This window comes from Paenirhizobium daejeonense, assembly GCF_014280875.1.
GTDB classification, from domain to species: Bacteria; Pseudomonadota; Alphaproteobacteria; order Rhizobiales; family Rhizobiaceae; genus Allorhizobium; species Allorhizobium daejeonense.
On sequence record NZ_JACLAL010000004.1, the window covers coordinates 1 to 16,523 of the forward strand.

Below are 16,523 nucleotides of genomic sequence, written 5' to 3' on the forward strand. Positions count from 1 at the left end.
TCGGAGCAGCTTTCGCAGGGTGCGACGGAACAGGCGGCTTCTGCTGAAGAGGCCTCTGCTTCGATGGAGCAGATGGCTGCCAATATCAAGCAGAACGCGGACAACGCCGCCCAGACGGAAAAGATCGCCCGCCAGTCTGCCAAGGATGCGGAAGTCAGCGGTGAAGCCGTGAACCGTGCAGTGGCCGCCATGCGCACGATTGCCGAAAAGATCTCGATCGTTCAGGAAATCGCTCGTCAGACGGACCTTCTGGCTCTGAACGCCGCCGTCGAGGCCGCTCGCGCCGGCGAACATGGCAAGGGCTTTGCGGTTGTTGCCTCGGAAGTTCGCAAGCTTGCCGAACGTTCGCAGTCTGCCGCCGCCGAGATCAGCGCGATGTCGGGCGAGACGGTACAGTCTGCCCAGGATGCGGGCGAGATGTTGAACCGTCTGGTTCCGGATATCCGCAAGACTGCGGAACTGGTTGCCGAGATTTCGGCCGCCTGCCGCGAACAGGATATCGGCGCATCGCAGATCAACGAAGCGATCCAGCAGCTCGACAAGGTGACGCAGCAGAACGCGGGAGCGTCGGAAGAAATGTCGGCAACCTCGGAAGAGCTTGCAGCCCAGGCCGAGGAACTGCAGACCTCAATCGCCTTCTTCAAGGTTGAAAATGTGGTTTCGCGCATTGACCAGCGACCGGTAGCCCAGCGTGCGCCGGTTTCGGCTCCTGCAGCCCGCGCTCCCCAGCGCAAGCCGCAGAAGGCAGCTCCCGCAGGCATGAACGTCGCTGCCCAGCAGGCTCGCGCCAAGGGCTTCGCCCTCGATCTGACCATGGGTGGACCGGATGCCGGCGACGCAGATTTCCGGGAAAGCGCATAAGCTTTCCCGCAGTTAGAAAGTCGGACGCTCTCGTTTTGGGAGCGTCCGCACGAGGCCCGCGTGTGAATGCGCTGGTGTCGATGATCGCCGGGAGTCGGCGAATGCAGGCGTGAATGTTTCGCCCTCCTGCCTTCGTTGTCGGCTGTCAACCAACATCACGAAACAGGGCATGCTTTCGGTGTGCCCATTTACGAACACGGGGTAGGGATATGCGATTTACAATTAAACTGAAACTGGCTCTTGCCTTCGGCTTCATGGTGCTGATGCTACTTGTGGCCTCGTCCTACGGCATCATCAGCCTTTCCGCTTCCAAGCAGAATATGGACGATGTAATCGAGGGTACGGTGGTGCGCCTCGACAAGATCCAGCAGCTGAACGCGATCTCGCTGACCATTGTTCGTGCGCAGAAGAACATGATTCTGGCGACGACGCCCGATGAAGTAAAGAAATACGTCAATATGAGCCTGGAAGAACAGGCGACCTTCAATCAGATGTTTGAGGAAATGGCCGCCACGGCAAGCGCTGCTACGCGGGACTATTGGCAGCAATTGCGCATCGCCATCGAAGCCTTCGAAGCCAGCGACAAGCGCATTCACCAGCTCGTAAGCCTCGGCAATACGACGGAAGCTGCACGCATGTCTTCCAATGAAGGTCGCGATGCCGCGAATGCCTTGACCAAGAAGCTCGATGAAGGCGTGCAGATGAACCGCGATCGCCTTGAGGATGCCAAGGCTGAAGCCGATGCCGAATATCAATCGACACGTACGTTGCTGATATCCTTGTCTGTCTTCGCCGTCATCGTGGCCACCATCACGGCATTCTGGATAGCGCTCGGCATCAGCGCCGGCCTGCGCAAGATCACGCATGTGGCCGAGGCCGTTGCCATCGGCGATCTCGACCAGAGCGTGGAGATCAAGACCAACGATGAGATCAAGGATCTGGTTGATACCATCAACCGCATGACCGGCAATCTGAAGGAAATGGCGACTGTCGCCGACCAGATTTCCAATGGCGACCTGACCGTCACGCCGAAGCCGCAGTCTGAAAAGGACACGCTGGGTCTTGCGTTGTTGCGCATGGTCGAGCGTCTTCGCGGTGTCGTGGCCGACGCGCTTTCCGCGTCTGACAACGTATCGTCCGGTAGCCAGGAGCTTTCGGCAAGTTCGGAGCAGCTTTCGCAGGGTGCGACGGAACAGGCGGCTTCTGCTGAAGAGGCCTCTGCTTCGATGGAGCAGATGGCTGCCAATATCAAGCAGAACGCGGACAACGCCGCCCAGACGGAAAAGATCGCCCGCCAGTCTGCCAAGGATGCGGAAGTCAGCGGTGAAGCCGTGAACCGTGCAGTGGCCGCCATGCGCACGATTGCCGAAAAGATCTCGATCGTTCAGGAAATCGCTCGTCAGACGGACCTTCTGGCTCTGAACGCCGCCGTCGAGGCCGCTCGCGCCGGCGAACATGGCAAGGGCTTTGCGGTTGTTGCCTCGGAAGTTCGCAAGCTTGCCGAACGTTCGCAGTCTGCCGCCGCCGAGATCAGCGCGATGTCGGGCGAGACGGTACAGTCTGCCCAGGATGCGGGCGAGATGTTGAACCGTCTGGTTCCGGATATCCGCAAGACTGCGGAACTGGTTGCCGAGATTTCGGCCGCCTGCCGCGAACAGGATATCGGCGCATCGCAGATCAACGAAGCGATCCAGCAGCTCGACAAGGTGACGCAGCAGAACGCCGGAGCGTCGGAAGAAATGTCGGCAACCTCGGAAGAGCTTGCAGCCCAGGCCGAGGAACTGCAGACCTCAATCGCCTTCTTCAAGGTTGATGGCGCTTCGGCTCGCGCTGCTCAAAAATCCACAGCTCCGCGTACCGCTATCCCCGCTGCTCGTCCGGTGGCTCCGCGTGCGCCGCAGAAGCCGACCTTCCATGGCGGAATGAACGTTGCCGCCCAGCAGGCCAAGGCCAAGGGCTTCGCCCTCGACCTGACCATGGGTGGACCGGATGCCGGCGACGCAGATTTCCGGGAAAGTGCTTGAACATGGCGCCGATCCAGTCCGAATCCCAGTTCGTAACTTTTGCGCTCGGCGAGGAAATCTTCGCCGTGCCTGTGGAAGTGGTGCGTGAGATCCTCGACCACGAAGAGGTCTTCAAGATACCGAACGGTCCCGACTACCTGATGGGCCTTCGCGATGTTCGGGGCCAAGGCGTTCCGACCATCGATCTACGGTTGAAACTCGGCCTGCCGAGAACCGTGCCGACACCGAACACCCGTGTACTCGTGCTCGACATTCCCTTCGAGGATCGTTCGCTTACGCTGGGCATGGTCGCCGATCGTGTTTTCGAAGTCACGCCTTTCCGGCGTGACCAGATCGAACATGCGCCGGAAATCGGCATTGCCTGGAATTCCGATTATATCGCCGGCGTTGTCCGTCGTGCCGAAGGCTTCGTCGTCATCATCGACCTGACGCGGCTTCTTTCGAGCAATGACACGGCGCTCCTGTCGTCCAGGCGTGCGGCGTAACGAGATCGGAGGCGTAAGCTTTGGCACTGGCGAGTTATAGCGAACCGTCGAGCGACGATCACATCAGCAAGCGTAATTTCGATCGTCTCGCACGCTTCATCTACGAGTATAGCGGCATCAAGATGCCGGCAACCAAACGCACCATGCTCGAAGGCCGTCTGCGCCGGCGGCTAAGGGCAACGGGCATTTCCAGCTTCGACGAGTACTGCGACTACATCTTCAATCACGACGGTCTTCAGTATGAGAGCGTCTATCTGATCGATGCAGTCACCACCAACAAGACGGATTTCTTTCGGGAGCCCAATCACTTCCAGTACCTACGGGACCGCCTGCTGCCTGCCCTGCATGCGGCAGGGACCAGCCGTCTGCGAGTATGGAGTTCGGCATGTTCGACCGGTGCAGAACCTTACACCCTGGCCATGGTTCTGGAAGACTTCCAGAGCCGTGCCGGATCGCTGGACTACACTATCCTTGCGACCGACCTCAGCACGGACGTTTTGGCGACGGCGATCGCTGGCGTCTATAATGCCGATATGGTCGATCCGGTGCCGACGGCGCTGCGTCAGCGCTTCGTTATGGAGCATGTGCAAAAGGGGCGGCGTGAGGTGCGCATTCACCCGCGTCTGCGTTCGAAGATCGGCTTCGGCCGGCTGAACCTGATGGATCCCAAGTACAGCGTCGGTGATCCGATGCACATCATCTTCTGCCGGAATGTCCTGATCTATTTCGACAAGCCGACGCAGCACAAGGTGGTATCTCGCCTTTGTGACAATCTTATACCGGGTGGACATCTGTTCATCGGCCATTCCGAGACCGTTTCCGGCTTCGACCTGCCACTGAAGCAGGTCGCAAATACTGTATTCCAGCGCGTTTGAGGCAGCATGGGAAAAAAAGTTCGTGTCCTGATCATCGATGATTCCGCCAGCGTCCGGCAGACCCTGACACGAATATTCGAATCCGATCCGGATATCGAGGTGATCGGGGCCGCCTCCGATCCGTTCATGGCTGCCCGCAAGCTTCAGGAGGATGTGCCCGACGTCATCACGCTTGACGTCGAGATGCCGCGCATGGATGGCATAACCTTCCTGCGCAAGCTCATGGCGCAGCATCCGATCCCCGTCGTCATGTGCTCGTCGTTGACGGAGCAGGGGTCGGAAACCCTGCTTCAGGCGCTCGAGGCCGGTGCTGTTGATGTCATTCTGAAGCCCAAGATCGGTGCGGCCGACCATTTGGCGGAAACCGGCATGCGCATCTGCGAAGTGGTAAAGAGCGCCGCCCATGCGCGGGTGCCGGCCACGCGTCGTCGTCTGGGCGCTTCGGCCTCCGCCAGCGGCCCGGCACAGAAGCTGACGGCGGATGCAGTGCTGCCGCCGCCGACCGGCAAGGCAATGGCAAAGACGACCGAAATGGTGGTCTGCATCGGCGCGTCCACCGGGGGAACGGAAGCCTTGCGGGACCTGCTGGAACGCCTGCCGGCCAACGCTCCCGGCATCGTCATCGTACAGCATATGCCGGAAAAGTTCACCGCGGCCTTTGCCCGTCGTCTCGACAGCCTTTGCGAGGTTGCCGTGAAGGAAGCCGTCGACGGCGACCCCGTGCTTCGTGGCCATGTTCTGATCGCGCCCGGCGACAAGCATATGCTGCTGGAACGGCAGGGTGCACGCTACCACGTCTCGGTCAGGACCGGACCGCTGGTGTCTCGTCATCGCCCTTCGGTCGATGTTCTCTTCCGCTCTGCTGCCCGCTCTGCTGGCTCGAACGCCATGGGCGTCATCATGACCGGCATGGGTGACGACGGTGCGCGCGGCATGGAGGAAATGCATCAGGCGGGGGCCTTCAACGTTGCCCAGGACGAGGCGAGCTCCATCGTCTTCGGCATGCCGAAGGAAGCAATTGCTCGAGGCGGTGTAGACCGCGTCGTGCCGCTGGACCAGATCGCCCGCGAGATCCTTGCCGCCGATGGGAGGCGCTAAGATCTGATCCGACCGGAATGAAGCGAGGATCGACAAGATCATGCTTCGAACAGAAACCTTGGAGCGCCGATCTGTTCGTCCGGACCGGCGCGCGCTCCAAAGGCGGGATCTTTGGTGCCTTGTTGTGATTTTGTTAACCATGTTTGGCAAGGATAGGTGAAACGACACCATGCGCCGGTGTCGCCTGCGAGCAATGACCAGCTCATCAGATCTCGGGGTTTCGAGCATGGCTGTGATCACTTTCGCCAATACCAAGGGCGGCGCCGGAAAGACCACGGCGGTTCTCCTGCTGGCCACCGAACTGGAGCGCAAGGGTTACCGCGTCACGATCCTCGATGCCGATCCGCAATACTGGATCCACCGCTGGTTCGAGGCCTCCCGCGGACGCACCACCATCAATGTCATTTCCTATGTCACCATGACCTCGTTGCAGCGTCACGTTGAGGAAGCGCGCTCGCGGTCGGACTTCGTGTTGATCGACCTGCCGGGTGCGCGCAGCCCGCTACTTGCAAAGAGCGTCGGCTTTTCAGACCATGTCATGATCCCTATTCAGGGATGCGCGATGGATGCGCAGGGTGGAGCGCATGTCATCGAACTGCTTCAGTATCTCGAGGAAAAGGGCAATATCTTCATCCCCTTTTCCGTGGTTCTCACCCGTGTGAATTCCATGGTCACCACCCGGGCCATGCAGGTGGTGAAGACACTGCTGGCCGAACGCCGCGTTCACGTTCTCGACACGCCGATCATCGAACGCTCGGCCTTCCGCGATATCTTCGATTGCGGCGGCACGCTCTATTCAGCAGATCCGGGCCGGGTCAGCAATCTGGCCAAGGCCCGCGAAAACGCCAGTGCCTTTGCGAATGAGGTGATCGAATCGCTGGAGACGCGGGTGCGCTTCCAGATCCCCACGCCGGGCGCTGCGGTCTCCATTCGAACCGCAGCTTGAATCAAAAGGATGTCCGGCTAACGATCGCCCAGTGAGCGGCGATCGTCGGGCGGTTCACTGCCAGCCGCCGAGCAGGCCGAGACCCTTTGCGAGAAGGGCTTCCGCCGCATCCTGATCCCTGGCCTCGACATAGCAGCGCATCTCGGGCGCATTGCCCGATGGGCGGAAGTGAATGACGCTGTCGTCGCCGAGCGTCACCCTGAGGCCGTCGATATCGCTGGTCGATTTCACCGTTCCGACGGGGGAGAGGAAGCTCGAGAGATTGTCTTTGCTGCTGCGAAGATGGGCCATCAGCGAGGCGCTGCGTTCGCTTGCATAGTTCTCCAGCCGGTCGGCAACCGCCACGGGCAGGCTGAAGGTCTTGGCGATGGCCGATAGCGTCAGGCCGCTTTCCGCCGCCATGCCGAGGACAGCGAGCGCCGGCAGGAAGCTGTCGCGCGTGGGCAGGGCCTTCAGCACCGTCGATCCGACCAGGAAATCCGAACCCAGCATCAAGCCGCCATTGGCCTCGAAGCCGATGACCTTGCTTTCCCCGGCAGCGAGCGCCTCGTCCATTGCCGCGATCACGAAGGGCGATCCGACGCGCGTGCGCACGACCTTGAAGCCGCCTGCAGCTTCCAGCCCGGAATTGGAGGTTACGGGCGTTGCCACGACACTGGCGCCGAGGAAACGCGCTGCGACGAGACCCAGAAGGTCGCCGCGCAACGGCAGGCCATGTTCGTCGGCAACGAGAGGACGGTCGCCATCGCCATCGGTGGAAATGATCGCATCGAGAGCGAGTCCATCGCTCCATTCGGCCAGCAGACGAATCGTGTCGTCCGAAACCGCTTCCGTGTCGACAGGAATGAACTGCTCGGAACGACCAAGCGGGAAGACGGTCGCGCCGTAATGCTCGAACACCTTGACCATCATGTCGCGGGCAACCGTGCTGTGCTGGTAGATCCCGATGCGCTTGCCCTTCAGCGCGTCGGCCGGGAGGATGGCGATGTTACGCTCGAGGAAGAGACGGGTCGCCTCTGTCTCATGGTCTTCGGCAGTCCCCGCTTCAACGCGATTGGCATCCGCGTCATCGGCAAGAGACGCAGCCGCTTCGGTAATCGCGGTCTCGTCGGTCTTGGCGATCTCGCCGTCCGGCCGATAGAACTTGATGCCGTTACGATCGGCGGGGATATGCGAGCCGGTGATCATGATGCCGGCCGCGCCGATCGACTGGCCGTAGAGCGCCAGCGCCGGTGTCGGGATTGTGCCGCAGTCGATTGGCTTCAGACCGGCACGGATCAGCGCCGCCATGACGGTCGAGGCAATTTCCGGGCTGGATTGGCGAAAGTCCCGCGCGACCACGACCGGGCCGCCGGGAGACGCAAGCCCTCCGGAAAGCAGGAACTGCGCAAAGGCCGTGGAATAGAGGGCGGAAACGCTGCCGACGAGTTCCGAAGAAAGACCGCGCAACCCGCTCGTCCCGAATTTCACTGACATGCCGTATGCTCCCTTGCCTTTGGTTCAGAGCTATATAGAGCGGTCATCGTAACCGCTCAAGCCATGGCGCAAACAGTGTGCCGGCTCAGGACCTGAGAGCCGATGCGGGGGATTGCCGATAGGCGAGCCATGCGGGAAGGGTCGCGAGGAAAGCCCCGAAGGCGAGCATCCAGCCGGCCTGCAAGAGATCGGGTCGCGCGAAGGAGACCGGCAGCACGACGCCGCTCTGGGCGGTAAGAAGATTGGCGATGAAAACGGCGGCGCCGTATCCGATCAGGTAACCGATGCCGATGCCGATCAGAACCAGCAGGAAGAGTTCTGACCAGACAATGCCAAATACCGCGAGGCGTGGGGCACCGAAGGCGCGAAGCGCTCCGATCTGCCGCCGGCGTTGCCCGACGTGCAGGATCGTGACCAGCAGCAAGGCCGCGGCCACCAGCACCTGTGCGCCGACCGAGACGGCCGAGAGCACCAGCTTGGCATCGCCGAGAGTTGCATAAAGACGGGTCAGGACCTCGCCGGGGAAGACGGCGAGCGTCGTTTCCGCTCGGTATTCCTGTCTGAGCTTGTAGGCGTTGCCGATGGTCTTCGGCTTGACCAGAATGGCCGGCAGGCCAGGCATATGCTCATCGAAGGTTTCGGCGAGGGGAGCGTCGGGGTCGATCCCGCCGTGATGATGCTCGTCGCCATCCTCTTCGTCATGATGTTCGGCTTCGGCGCTTGAGGCCCCGCCTACTGCCGGAGTGGCTACGCCTTCAGATACATGCTCGTGGTCATGATCCTCACCCTCGCCGCCGAGACCGTGGATATGCCAGACGGCTTGCACCGGTACGAGGATCGCCCGATCCCAGGGCGTATTCGTTGGCTTCAGCCGCCCGACCACATGATAGGCGAGTTCGGTGTGGGTATGCCCGCCTTCGCCGGCATTGCCGTGCATCGGTTTCACTTCGTCGCCGATGCGCAGCTGGACGGCAGCGCCGATCACGGCCTCGCCTTCCGCGGCGAACATCGCCCCTTCGCTGAACCCCGGAGTGGTGTTGCCGATCAGCGTCGTGGTGGTACCGACGAGCGGATAGCCGTTGAAGCTGTCGCCGAATGCGACAGGCGCTGCCCAGGCGACGCGTGGATCTTCGGAGAGTGCGTGCAATACCTCCCCTGATACGAGCGGAAGCGGGGCTGCCTGCAGGAAGACCGAGGAGAGGACCAGTTGCGTCTCCGAACCGGCCGCACCGACCACGAGGTCGAACTTGTCGGCGGCTCTGGCGCTGCCGAGCCGCAGGGACCGTTCCTGAAGCGTGACAGTGACGCCGAGCGCGGTTGCGAGCGCAACCAGCAGCACCACGACCACGGAGCCCGCCCAAAGACGGCGCAGGTCGGCGAGAATGAACCGGATCATGCGGCGACCTCTGCTACAGCCGTATCGGAGACGACCTTCCCGTTGGCGAGCGCGATCCGTCGGTTCAGACGCTCGACGATCCGCGGATCGTGGGAAACGACGATCAGCGTGCGCCCCTCCGTGGATGCGAGGTCGAGCAGGAGTTCGGCCACCGCATCGCCGCTTTCGGGGTCGAGGCTGGCGGTCGGTTCGTCCGCGACGATCACGCCGGGTTGCCTGAGCAGCGCGCGGGCGACGGCAACGCGCTGCATCTCCCCGCGTGACATGGTTTCCACCGGCTGGTCGGGCCGTGAAAGCCCGACACGGTGGATAAGGTCTGCGGCTCTTGCCGCATGGTCGGTGCCTGCAACTCGCGCCAATCGCGAGGGCAGCAACACGTTGTCGATGGCTGAAAGCCCCGGGAAGAGATGAAAATCCTGCATGACGAGGCCGACATTTTGGGCGCGCCAGCGGTCACGGCCGCCTTCGGAGAGGGCCGCGAGATCGGTGCCGTTCCACTCGATGCGTCCGTTCTGGACTCTCTCGAGCCCGGTGATGAGATTGACCAGCGTACTTTTGCCTGATCCCGAAGCGCCGGTGATGGCAACATGCGAACCGCCGGGGATCGCAAGAGCCTTTATGTCGAGCACGGGAGCGCCGAGGCCAGGATAGGAGACGCTGACGCCTTCGAGGCTGAGGGAGAGCATCGCGTCAGACCGTGCCGTAGGAGGCCTGGCGAATGCGCAGCAGGCTGACGAAGCCCGTTTCGGGATCCGTCCAGGATCCCATTTCCAGACGGCCGGTCACTTCGATCTGGGTGCTCGGCTGCACGAAGGTCTGCTTCTCGTCGAGATAGACGACCACGATATTATCAGGCCAGTCCGCATCGGAGGAGCAGAAGGGGCAAAGCGCCATCGGCACTTCGGTCAAGACGAAGAATGTCGCTTCGGCCTTCAGGGGCGGGGCCATGAAGCCGCGCATGGCGATTTCGCGACCGTTCAGTTCCTTGACCTTGGATGAGAATTCGAGCCCGAGGACACTGACCTTGCCGTAGAGTTCGTCAAAGGTGAGATCGGTGCTTGCCGCAAGGCTTGGCCGGCTTTTGAGGCAGAGCGCGGAAAGCAGCAGACCGCCGATGAAATGGCGGCGGTCGAGAGGAGAGGATAAGAAAGTTTTGGTCATGAAAGGTCTCCCGCGGTTGCGCCTCATGGCGGCCCCCGCATGAAACGGAAATGGCCCGGGCGTTTCGCGCCCGGGCCGGTATTGTCGGAATATTACTGCGTCTGCTTTGCGCCGAGAGCCATGGCATCGGCCAGAACACGGTAGACGTCGCTCTGTTCCATGTATCCACGGAAGCCTTCGGCACCGGGACCGGTCGCCTGCAGCACGACGTCGTCGACGGCGTGAACGCCCGAGTCACCGTCCTTCGGAATATTGCCCTGCACGAAGACGGCGCCGGGAACATCCTTGTAGGCTTCGTTGGCGACATATTCCTTGTTCTCGTTCTGGATGGCCGGAACGAACGGACCGTCAAGCTTCGGACGGAAGGTCTCGTAGTGATCCGGGCCATTGTTGGCGGCGAGGAACAGGCGGCGCGAAACGTCTACGCGGTCCGGATAGCCGTCGCCGTCCTTGTCCTCGTAGTTCGGGAAGCCGGCGTCGTCATAGGTGCCGACCTTCTCGCGCATTTCCGTACCTTCCTTCTCGTCATCGACGGTGCCGATGATCGAGACGCCATGGGTATGGTCGCCGGTGACGATGATCAGGGTATCAGGGTTCTTCTCGGCGAATTCGCGGGCAACGCCCACGGCCTTGTCGAACTCGATGGTGTCGACCACGGCGCGGTCCCAGTCGAGCGGGTGGCTCATCTTGTCGACAGAAGCGCCTTCGACCATCAGGAAGAAGCCGTCCGGGTTCTTGGAAAGTTCGCCAAGCGCTGCCTTGGTCATGTCGACGAGGCCCGGCTGGTTCGGGAACTTTTCGACGGTGCCCTTCTTCAGGAATTCGCGGTCGAGCGTCACGTCCATGTTGCCGGTGTGGAAGAGGCCGAGGATCTTGCCGGTATTGGTTCCGGCAGCGGCGGAAAGCTCGGTCTTGTCGGTCGCGAGCGTATAGCCGGCTTCCTTGAACAGCGCGATATAGTCCTTGTCGTCCTTACGCTTGGAACCCGGGACGTCCTTGGAGAGGAAGTAGGCAGAACCGCCGCCGAGAACGACGTCAGGCTTTAGGCCGTAGAACATGCCGACGATATCGGCCTTGTCGCCGCGGCTGCGGGTATGGGAAACGAGGGCGGCCGGCGTTGCATCTTCGATTTCGGCGGTTGAGACGATGCCGATCGACTTCTTCGTCTGGCGACGAAGGGCTTCTGCCACGGTTTCGACCTTCGGGTCGTCCTGGCTTGCTGGCGTGCGGTCTGCATAGACGCCGAGCGCGTTGACGCGCGACTTGTGGCCGGTCATGTAGGCCGACATCGTGTTGGCGCTGTCGGTTGCGATCGAATGGGTGGAGGAGGTGCCGATGAAGGCGACTGGCGGAACGTCGTCCATGGCGAGACGGCCGTTGGCCTTGCCCTCGGTCATGCCCTTGGACATGATGCGGGCAGCGGTGCGGTGCGCGACGGAAAGACCGTCGGCGATCAGGAAGATCACGTTCTTGGCGACCGGCTTTTCAGCGGTGGCGTAAACATCCCAGTTGACCGACTTCGTCTCGTCGCCGGCAGTGACTTCGACCTTGTAGGCGCCGGCCGGCAGCGAAACGCCACGCAGGATCAGCGCGGAGCCGAGGACCTTGTCTTCCTTGCCCTTTTCTTCGGCCACGAATTCGGCCTCGGCGCCGAGCACCGACTTGTAGTCCTGGCCGTTGACGGTGATCTTGACGTCTTCCGGCTTCACGACGTTCTTCAACTCGACCTTGAAGTCGAACGGTGAACCAGAAAGGATGGTGGCGCGGTCGAGCGGATAGACGGTGGCGGCATTGGCGGCACCGGCGAGCATCGTGGATGCCACGAGGGCTGCAAAGAGCGTGCGCATGGGGTTTCCTCGCAAAAATGTTCAATTGGAAAAGGCAGGCCTGCTATAGTCGCCCCGGATGACACTTGGATGACGTGGCCGGATCCAAGGCTTCGCCTTGCCGTTGCGGTGTCTGCGGGCTGCTGGAATCTTGCCGAACAAACGAGAGGGGCGTTCAGGGCCCGGAATTTCCCATGCGGTTCAAATTCCCCTTGTGAGCAAAGTCGGAAAAGTTCTCGCCCTTGATCATGTGGATCTGTTCATCGCGCGAATGGATGATCCCCAGACGCTCGTAGAATCCTTGAGCCTGCGTGTTGTTGATGTCGACCGAAAGACGCAGGTATCGGGCTCCCTTTTCAAGGCCGCGCGCTGCAGCCGCCTGCAGGAGCCGTTCGCCGATCCCCATGCCGCGAAAGGTCTCCTCGACATAGAGGTCCTGCACATAGATTCCCGGTTCGCCCCGAAAGGTCGAAAAGCTTGCAAAGGTCAGGCACATGCCGGCGAAGCGACCCTCGACCTCCGCAATCAGGCCATCGAAGGCCGGCCGTTCGCCGAAGCCGTGAAGAAGCAGGTCGGCCGGTGTGCTGAGAACCTTGTGCTGGCTGCCGACATGATCGGCAAGTGCCAGAATGCCGGAATGAAGCAGATCGACGTCCTCGCGGTGCGCATCGCGTATGCTGACGGATCCGTGTTCGGGCATGGTCGTTCCTCCGGTGATGATGCGTCGGAACATCCAACAGCCGGGATCATTTTTCAAATGGAAGATTGGAAGGCAGATCCGGAAGAAGCCCAAAATGAAAAGAGCCCGGCGCGGGAGGAGGTGCGCCAGGCTCTTGAACTTGATCGGCAATTGGGAGGAGGAGGAGTATTGCCGATCCTATCTCGCGGCGCTGGGAGGAGGAGTGCGCCGTTTCGATGATTTGAATATAGTCACATCGTTTTGGATGAATAGTCCTGTTGCTGCAATGCACCAATGCGCTTTATGCATAGCTATCTGTTGCAAAGGTGAATCGGAGCGCTTTGGATAGGGTAAGAGAGCCGATTCCTATTCGACGAAAGTCAAAATTGCCGTATCTGGAGGCAATGTTGACTGAAAATGGTCAATCGATTGTCCGAAATGCATGAATTGACCAACGAGCGTTGAGGCAGCCAGAACGGAAAGCGGCGCCTCATTTTTCCCGGTGAACCTGAAAACCCGCCCATGATTGGCTGACGGGCATGATTTCCAGGCTATTGATATTGATATGCGCGGGCTGGGAGGCGATCCAGTGAATGGTGTTGGCGATATCCTCGGGCTGGATCGCCTGCGCGCCGCCATAGAGCGCGTCGTATGCCTCCTGATTTCCACCTGTTCTGACCAGGGTGAACTCGCTTTCGCACAGACCGGGCTCGATCGAGGTGATGCGAACTCCTTTGCCATGCAGGTCGGAACGAAGGCCGAGCGAGAACTGGCGTAGGAAGGCCTTGGTGCCCGCATAGACATTCCCGCCGGAGTAAGGCCAGTGGGCCGCTACCGAAGAAAGGTTGACGATCATGCCGCGACGCTCGATCAGGGTCGGCAGTAGGTGATGGGTGATCGCCAGGAGACCGGTGATGTTGGTATTGATCATCGTCTTCCAGTCGGCGAGCGGAACCTGCGGCGCAGGTGCCGTGCCGAGCGCAAGGCCGGCATTGTTTACGAGCACGTCGATACCCGCGAAGGCCTCTGGCAGGCTGGCCAGCGCGTCGCGCATGCCACCCTCATCGGTGATGTCGAAGGCAAGGCCATGAAATGCACCGTCCAGTTCAGCCGCAAGCTCGTCCAACCGCGCCTGACGTCGACCGGTACCGACGACCTTCCAGCCCTCGGCGACGAAGCGCCGTGCGGTTGCCGCGCCGAAGCCGGCGGTAGCGCCGGTGATCAGGATTGTGCCGCTCATGTCCCGTATCCTCTTGTCGAGATTGCTATCTCTTCAGGTTTTAGGGCGCTGGCCGCCCCAGGCAAGTGGGCGTAGGTTCCTCAAGGGAATGTGACCAGGCTTTTTCATTTGCGTGTTGCCGGATGACGGGAAAATCTGGGTGTCTGGCGCGCCGAATCGAATGCACGCTACTAGAAAATTCCGGAGGGCCGCGCATGAAGCCGAACATACTTTTGATTACGGCCGACCAGTGGCGAGGCGATTGCCTGTCCGCGGTTGGACATCCTGTGGTCAGGACACCGAATATCGATGCGCTGGCGGCCGAAGGCGTGCTTTTCCGTCGCCACTATGCCGGTGCTGCACCCTGTTCGCCGGCCCGCGCCTCGCTCTACACAGGGCTTTACCAGATGAACCATCGGGTCTGTCGCAACGGTTCGCCACTCGATGCCCGTTTCGACAATATTGCGCTTGCCGCCCGGCGGGCAGGGTATGATCCAACGGTCTTCGGCTATACCGATGTTTCGCCAGATCCACGACCGCTCGATCCCAACGACCCGGTGCTGACCTCCTATGAAGGGGTTCTTCCCGGCTTCACCATCGGTCAGATTCTGCTGGAGCACGAGCGCCACTGGCTGGGCTGGCTGCGGACGAAAGGACATATCGATGCCGTCGATCGCAGTGTCCACCGAACCGCTTCGCCGGGTAATAGCCGCGTCGGCAATGATTCGCCCGCATACTCCAAGGATGAGACCCAGACGGCCTTCGTGGCGCAAGCCTTCCTGAACTGGCGTGAGACGCAGGATCGTCCCTGGTTTGCCCATATCTCCTTCCTTCGCCCGCATCCGCCCTTCTGCGTGCCCGAGCCCTACAACAGCATGTTTGCGAGCGGCGACGGGCCGGCCTATGCCCGCGCCGACAGTCGCGCCGAAGAGACGGCGATCCATCCGTTCACGCGCTATGCGATGGGCGGCCTGCAGAAATCGAGTTTCGTCCATGGCGCGACAGGCCCGTTGAGTGAATGGCGGGAGGAGGATTTCGATCGCATCAGGGCGATCTATTTCGGCATGATCGCCGAGGTCGATTCCCAGATCGGGCGCGTTTTCGATGCGCTGCGCGCTCGCGGCGACTGGGAGAATACCATCGTGATCTTCACCTCTGACCACGGCGAGATGATGGGCGATCATTGGGCGCTGGGCAAGGGCGGTTATCACGACGGCAGCTACCATATCCCGCTGGTGATTCGGGACCCTGCCGCAACCGCGTCAGCAGGAAAGCAGATCGAGGCCTTTACCGCCGCAGCTGACATCATGCCGACACTCTGCGAGCGGCTCGGCCTCGTTCCGCGCAATCATCAGGACGGCGCGTCTCTCATGCCGTTCCTGCGTGGTGACCAGCCGGGCCGCTGGCGGGACGCGGCCTTCTTCGAGTTTGATTTCCGCGAGGTGGCAACCGGTGCGGCGGAAAAGCATTTCGATCTGCCGTCGAACCTCTGCAATCTCTCGGTCATCCGTGACCAGTCGTTCAAATATGTGCATTTCGCCGGCCTGCCGCCGCTGCTGTTCGATCTCGAAAGGGATCCGATGGAACTGTACGATGTTGCTGGGGAGCCGGATTATGCCGTAACCCGGCTGCACTATGCGGAGAAGCTGCTGACATTGCGCGCCGCACATCTGGACCAGACGCTTGCCTATACGGAGCTGACGGAGGCCGGCCCCGTCAGCCGGCCGAGACGCTGACGGTTTCGAAAACGGTAGTGCTCCCATCCGCTATGGTTTATAGCCGGACCGACGACATAGCCGTGATCTGGGGAGCATAGATGGCCGCGACGATTCGCTATCACGAGGGTGACATTTCCGCAGCAGACGCCGCCCGTTATACGGGCGCGATCGCGATCGATACCGAGACGCTTGGCCTCGTTCCGAGGCGCGACCGGCTCTGCGTCGTGCAGCTTTCCTCGGGCGACGGCACCGCCGATATCATCCGGATCGCAGCCGGCCAGAAGGAGGCTCCCAACCTCGTCGCGATGCTGGCCGATCCCGCACGTCAGAAGATTTTCCATTATGGCCGCTTCGATATCGCCGTGCTGTTTCACACATTCGGCGTCACCACCACGCCGGTTTTCTGCACCAAGATTGCCTCCCGCCTCAGCCGTACCTACACGGATCGCCATGGCCTGAAGGACAATCTGAAGGAGATGCTGGAAGTCGATATCTCCAAGGCCCAGCAATCCTCGGATTGGGCGGCGGAAACACTCTCCCCGGCGCAGCTCGAATATGCGGCATCCGACGTTCTTTACCTGCATGCCCTGCGCGACAAGCTGACTGCGCGCCTGATACGCGATGGCCGGATGGCCCATGCCGAAGCGTGTTTCGAGTTTCTGCCGACCCGTGCCAAGCTCGATCTGCTCGGCTGGGAAGAAACCGATATCTTTGCGCATAGCTGACGACCTCCTCGGGGCCCTTGCCGGTTCTCTACCT

At 61.2% G+C, this 16,523-nt stretch carries 15 protein-coding genes; 8 read left to right on the forward strand and 7 right to left on the reverse strand.

Features of this window, described 5'->3' with window-relative positions; translation table 11 throughout:
* The 6 genes from H4I99_RS09770 to H4I99_RS09795 form a co-directional block, all read left to right on the forward strand.
* The coding region (locus H4I99_RS09770; RefSeq protein ID WP_244625020.1) for a methyl-accepting chemotaxis protein at nt 1–861 on the forward strand (861 nt) is incomplete at its 5' end.
* Nucleotides 862–1,070: 209 nt separating this feature from the next.
* Nucleotides 1,071–2,885 carry a methyl-accepting chemotaxis protein gene (locus tag H4I99_RS09775; RefSeq protein WP_163902566.1) on the forward strand — a complete coding sequence of 605 codons (1,815 nt, stop codon included), beginning with the start codon at nt 1,071–1,073 and terminating at the stop codon, nt 2,883–2,885.
* Nucleotides 2,886–2,887: 2 nt separating this feature from the next.
* Nucleotides 2,888–3,370, forward strand: a complete 483-nt coding sequence (locus tag H4I99_RS09780) for a chemotaxis protein CheW (protein WP_163902567.1) — start codon at nt 2,888–2,890, stop codon at nt 3,368–3,370.
* A 20-nt stretch (nt 3,371–3,390) separates the two neighbouring features.
* Nucleotides 3,391–4,245, forward strand: coding sequence for a CheR family methyltransferase (locus H4I99_RS09785; protein ID WP_163902569.1), 855 nt, complete (start codon nt 3,391–3,393; stop codon nt 4,243–4,245).
* Between the two features lie 6 nt (nt 4,246–4,251).
* Nucleotides 4,252–5,343, forward strand: coding sequence for a protein-glutamate methylesterase/protein-glutamine glutaminase (locus H4I99_RS09790; RefSeq protein WP_163902571.1), 1,092 nt, complete (start codon nt 4,252–4,254; stop codon nt 5,341–5,343).
* Nucleotides 5,344–5,569: 226 nt separating this feature from the next.
* On the forward strand, nt 5,570–6,289 hold the full coding sequence (locus tag H4I99_RS09795; protein ID WP_163902573.1) for an AAA family ATPase: 720 nt from the start codon (nt 5,570–5,572) through the stop codon (nt 6,287–6,289).
* 54 nt (nt 6,290–6,343) lie between these two features.
* Here the strand turns inward: H4I99_RS09795 and H4I99_RS09800 are convergent, their stop codons facing one another.
* The 7 genes from H4I99_RS09800 to H4I99_RS09830 all read right to left on the reverse strand — a co-directional run bounded on the left by H4I99_RS09800 (nt 6,344) and on the right by H4I99_RS09830 (nt 14,067).
* Complete coding sequence (locus tag H4I99_RS09800) at nt 6,344–7,765, reverse strand: phosphomannomutase (protein WP_163902574.1); 1,422 nt, start codon at nt 7,763–7,765, stop codon at nt 6,344–6,346.
* A gap of 85 nt (nt 7,766–7,850) precedes the next feature.
* Entirely contained in the window at nt 7,851–9,161 is a 1,311-nt protein-coding gene (locus H4I99_RS09805; RefSeq protein ID WP_163902576.1) for an FtsX-like permease family protein, read from the reverse strand.
* Complete coding sequence (locus H4I99_RS09810) at nt 9,158–9,847, reverse strand: ABC transporter ATP-binding protein (protein WP_163902578.1); 690 nt, start codon at nt 9,845–9,847, stop codon at nt 9,158–9,160. Before H4I99_RS09810 ends, H4I99_RS09805 begins: the two co-directional genes overlap by 4 nt.
* A gap of 4 nt (nt 9,848–9,851) precedes the next feature.
* The gene (locus H4I99_RS09815) at nt 9,852–10,322 is read right to left on the reverse strand and encodes a hypothetical protein (protein WP_163902580.1); all 471 of its coding nucleotides are present in this window, start codon (nt 10,320–10,322) and stop codon (nt 9,852–9,854) included.
* 92 nt (nt 10,323–10,414) lie between these two features.
* Nucleotides 10,415–12,169, reverse strand: a complete 1,755-nt coding sequence (locus H4I99_RS09820) for an alkaline phosphatase (protein ID WP_163902581.1) — start codon at nt 12,167–12,169, stop codon at nt 10,415–10,417.
* 154 nt (nt 12,170–12,323) lie between these two features.
* Complete coding sequence (locus H4I99_RS09825) at nt 12,324–12,848, reverse strand: GNAT family N-acetyltransferase (RefSeq protein ID WP_163902583.1); 525 nt, start codon at nt 12,846–12,848, stop codon at nt 12,324–12,326.
* Between the two features lie 469 nt (nt 12,849–13,317).
* Complete coding sequence (locus H4I99_RS09830; RefSeq protein WP_163902585.1) at nt 13,318–14,067, reverse strand: SDR family NAD(P)-dependent oxidoreductase; 750 nt, start codon at nt 14,065–14,067, stop codon at nt 13,318–13,320.
* A gap of 194 nt (nt 14,068–14,261) precedes the next feature.
* Here H4I99_RS09830 and H4I99_RS09835 point away from each other — a divergent pair, with 194 nt between their 5' ends.
* Nucleotides 14,262–15,782, forward strand: coding sequence for an alkaline phosphatase family protein (locus H4I99_RS09835; protein ID WP_163902587.1), 1,521 nt, complete (start codon nt 14,262–14,264; stop codon nt 15,780–15,782).
* Between the two features lie 80 nt (nt 15,783–15,862).
* The gene (locus H4I99_RS09840) at nt 15,863–16,489 is read left to right on the forward strand and encodes a ribonuclease D (protein ID WP_163902589.1); all 627 of its coding nucleotides are present in this window, start codon (nt 15,863–15,865) and stop codon (nt 16,487–16,489) included.
* Nucleotides 16,490–16,523 lie beyond the last annotated feature (34 nt).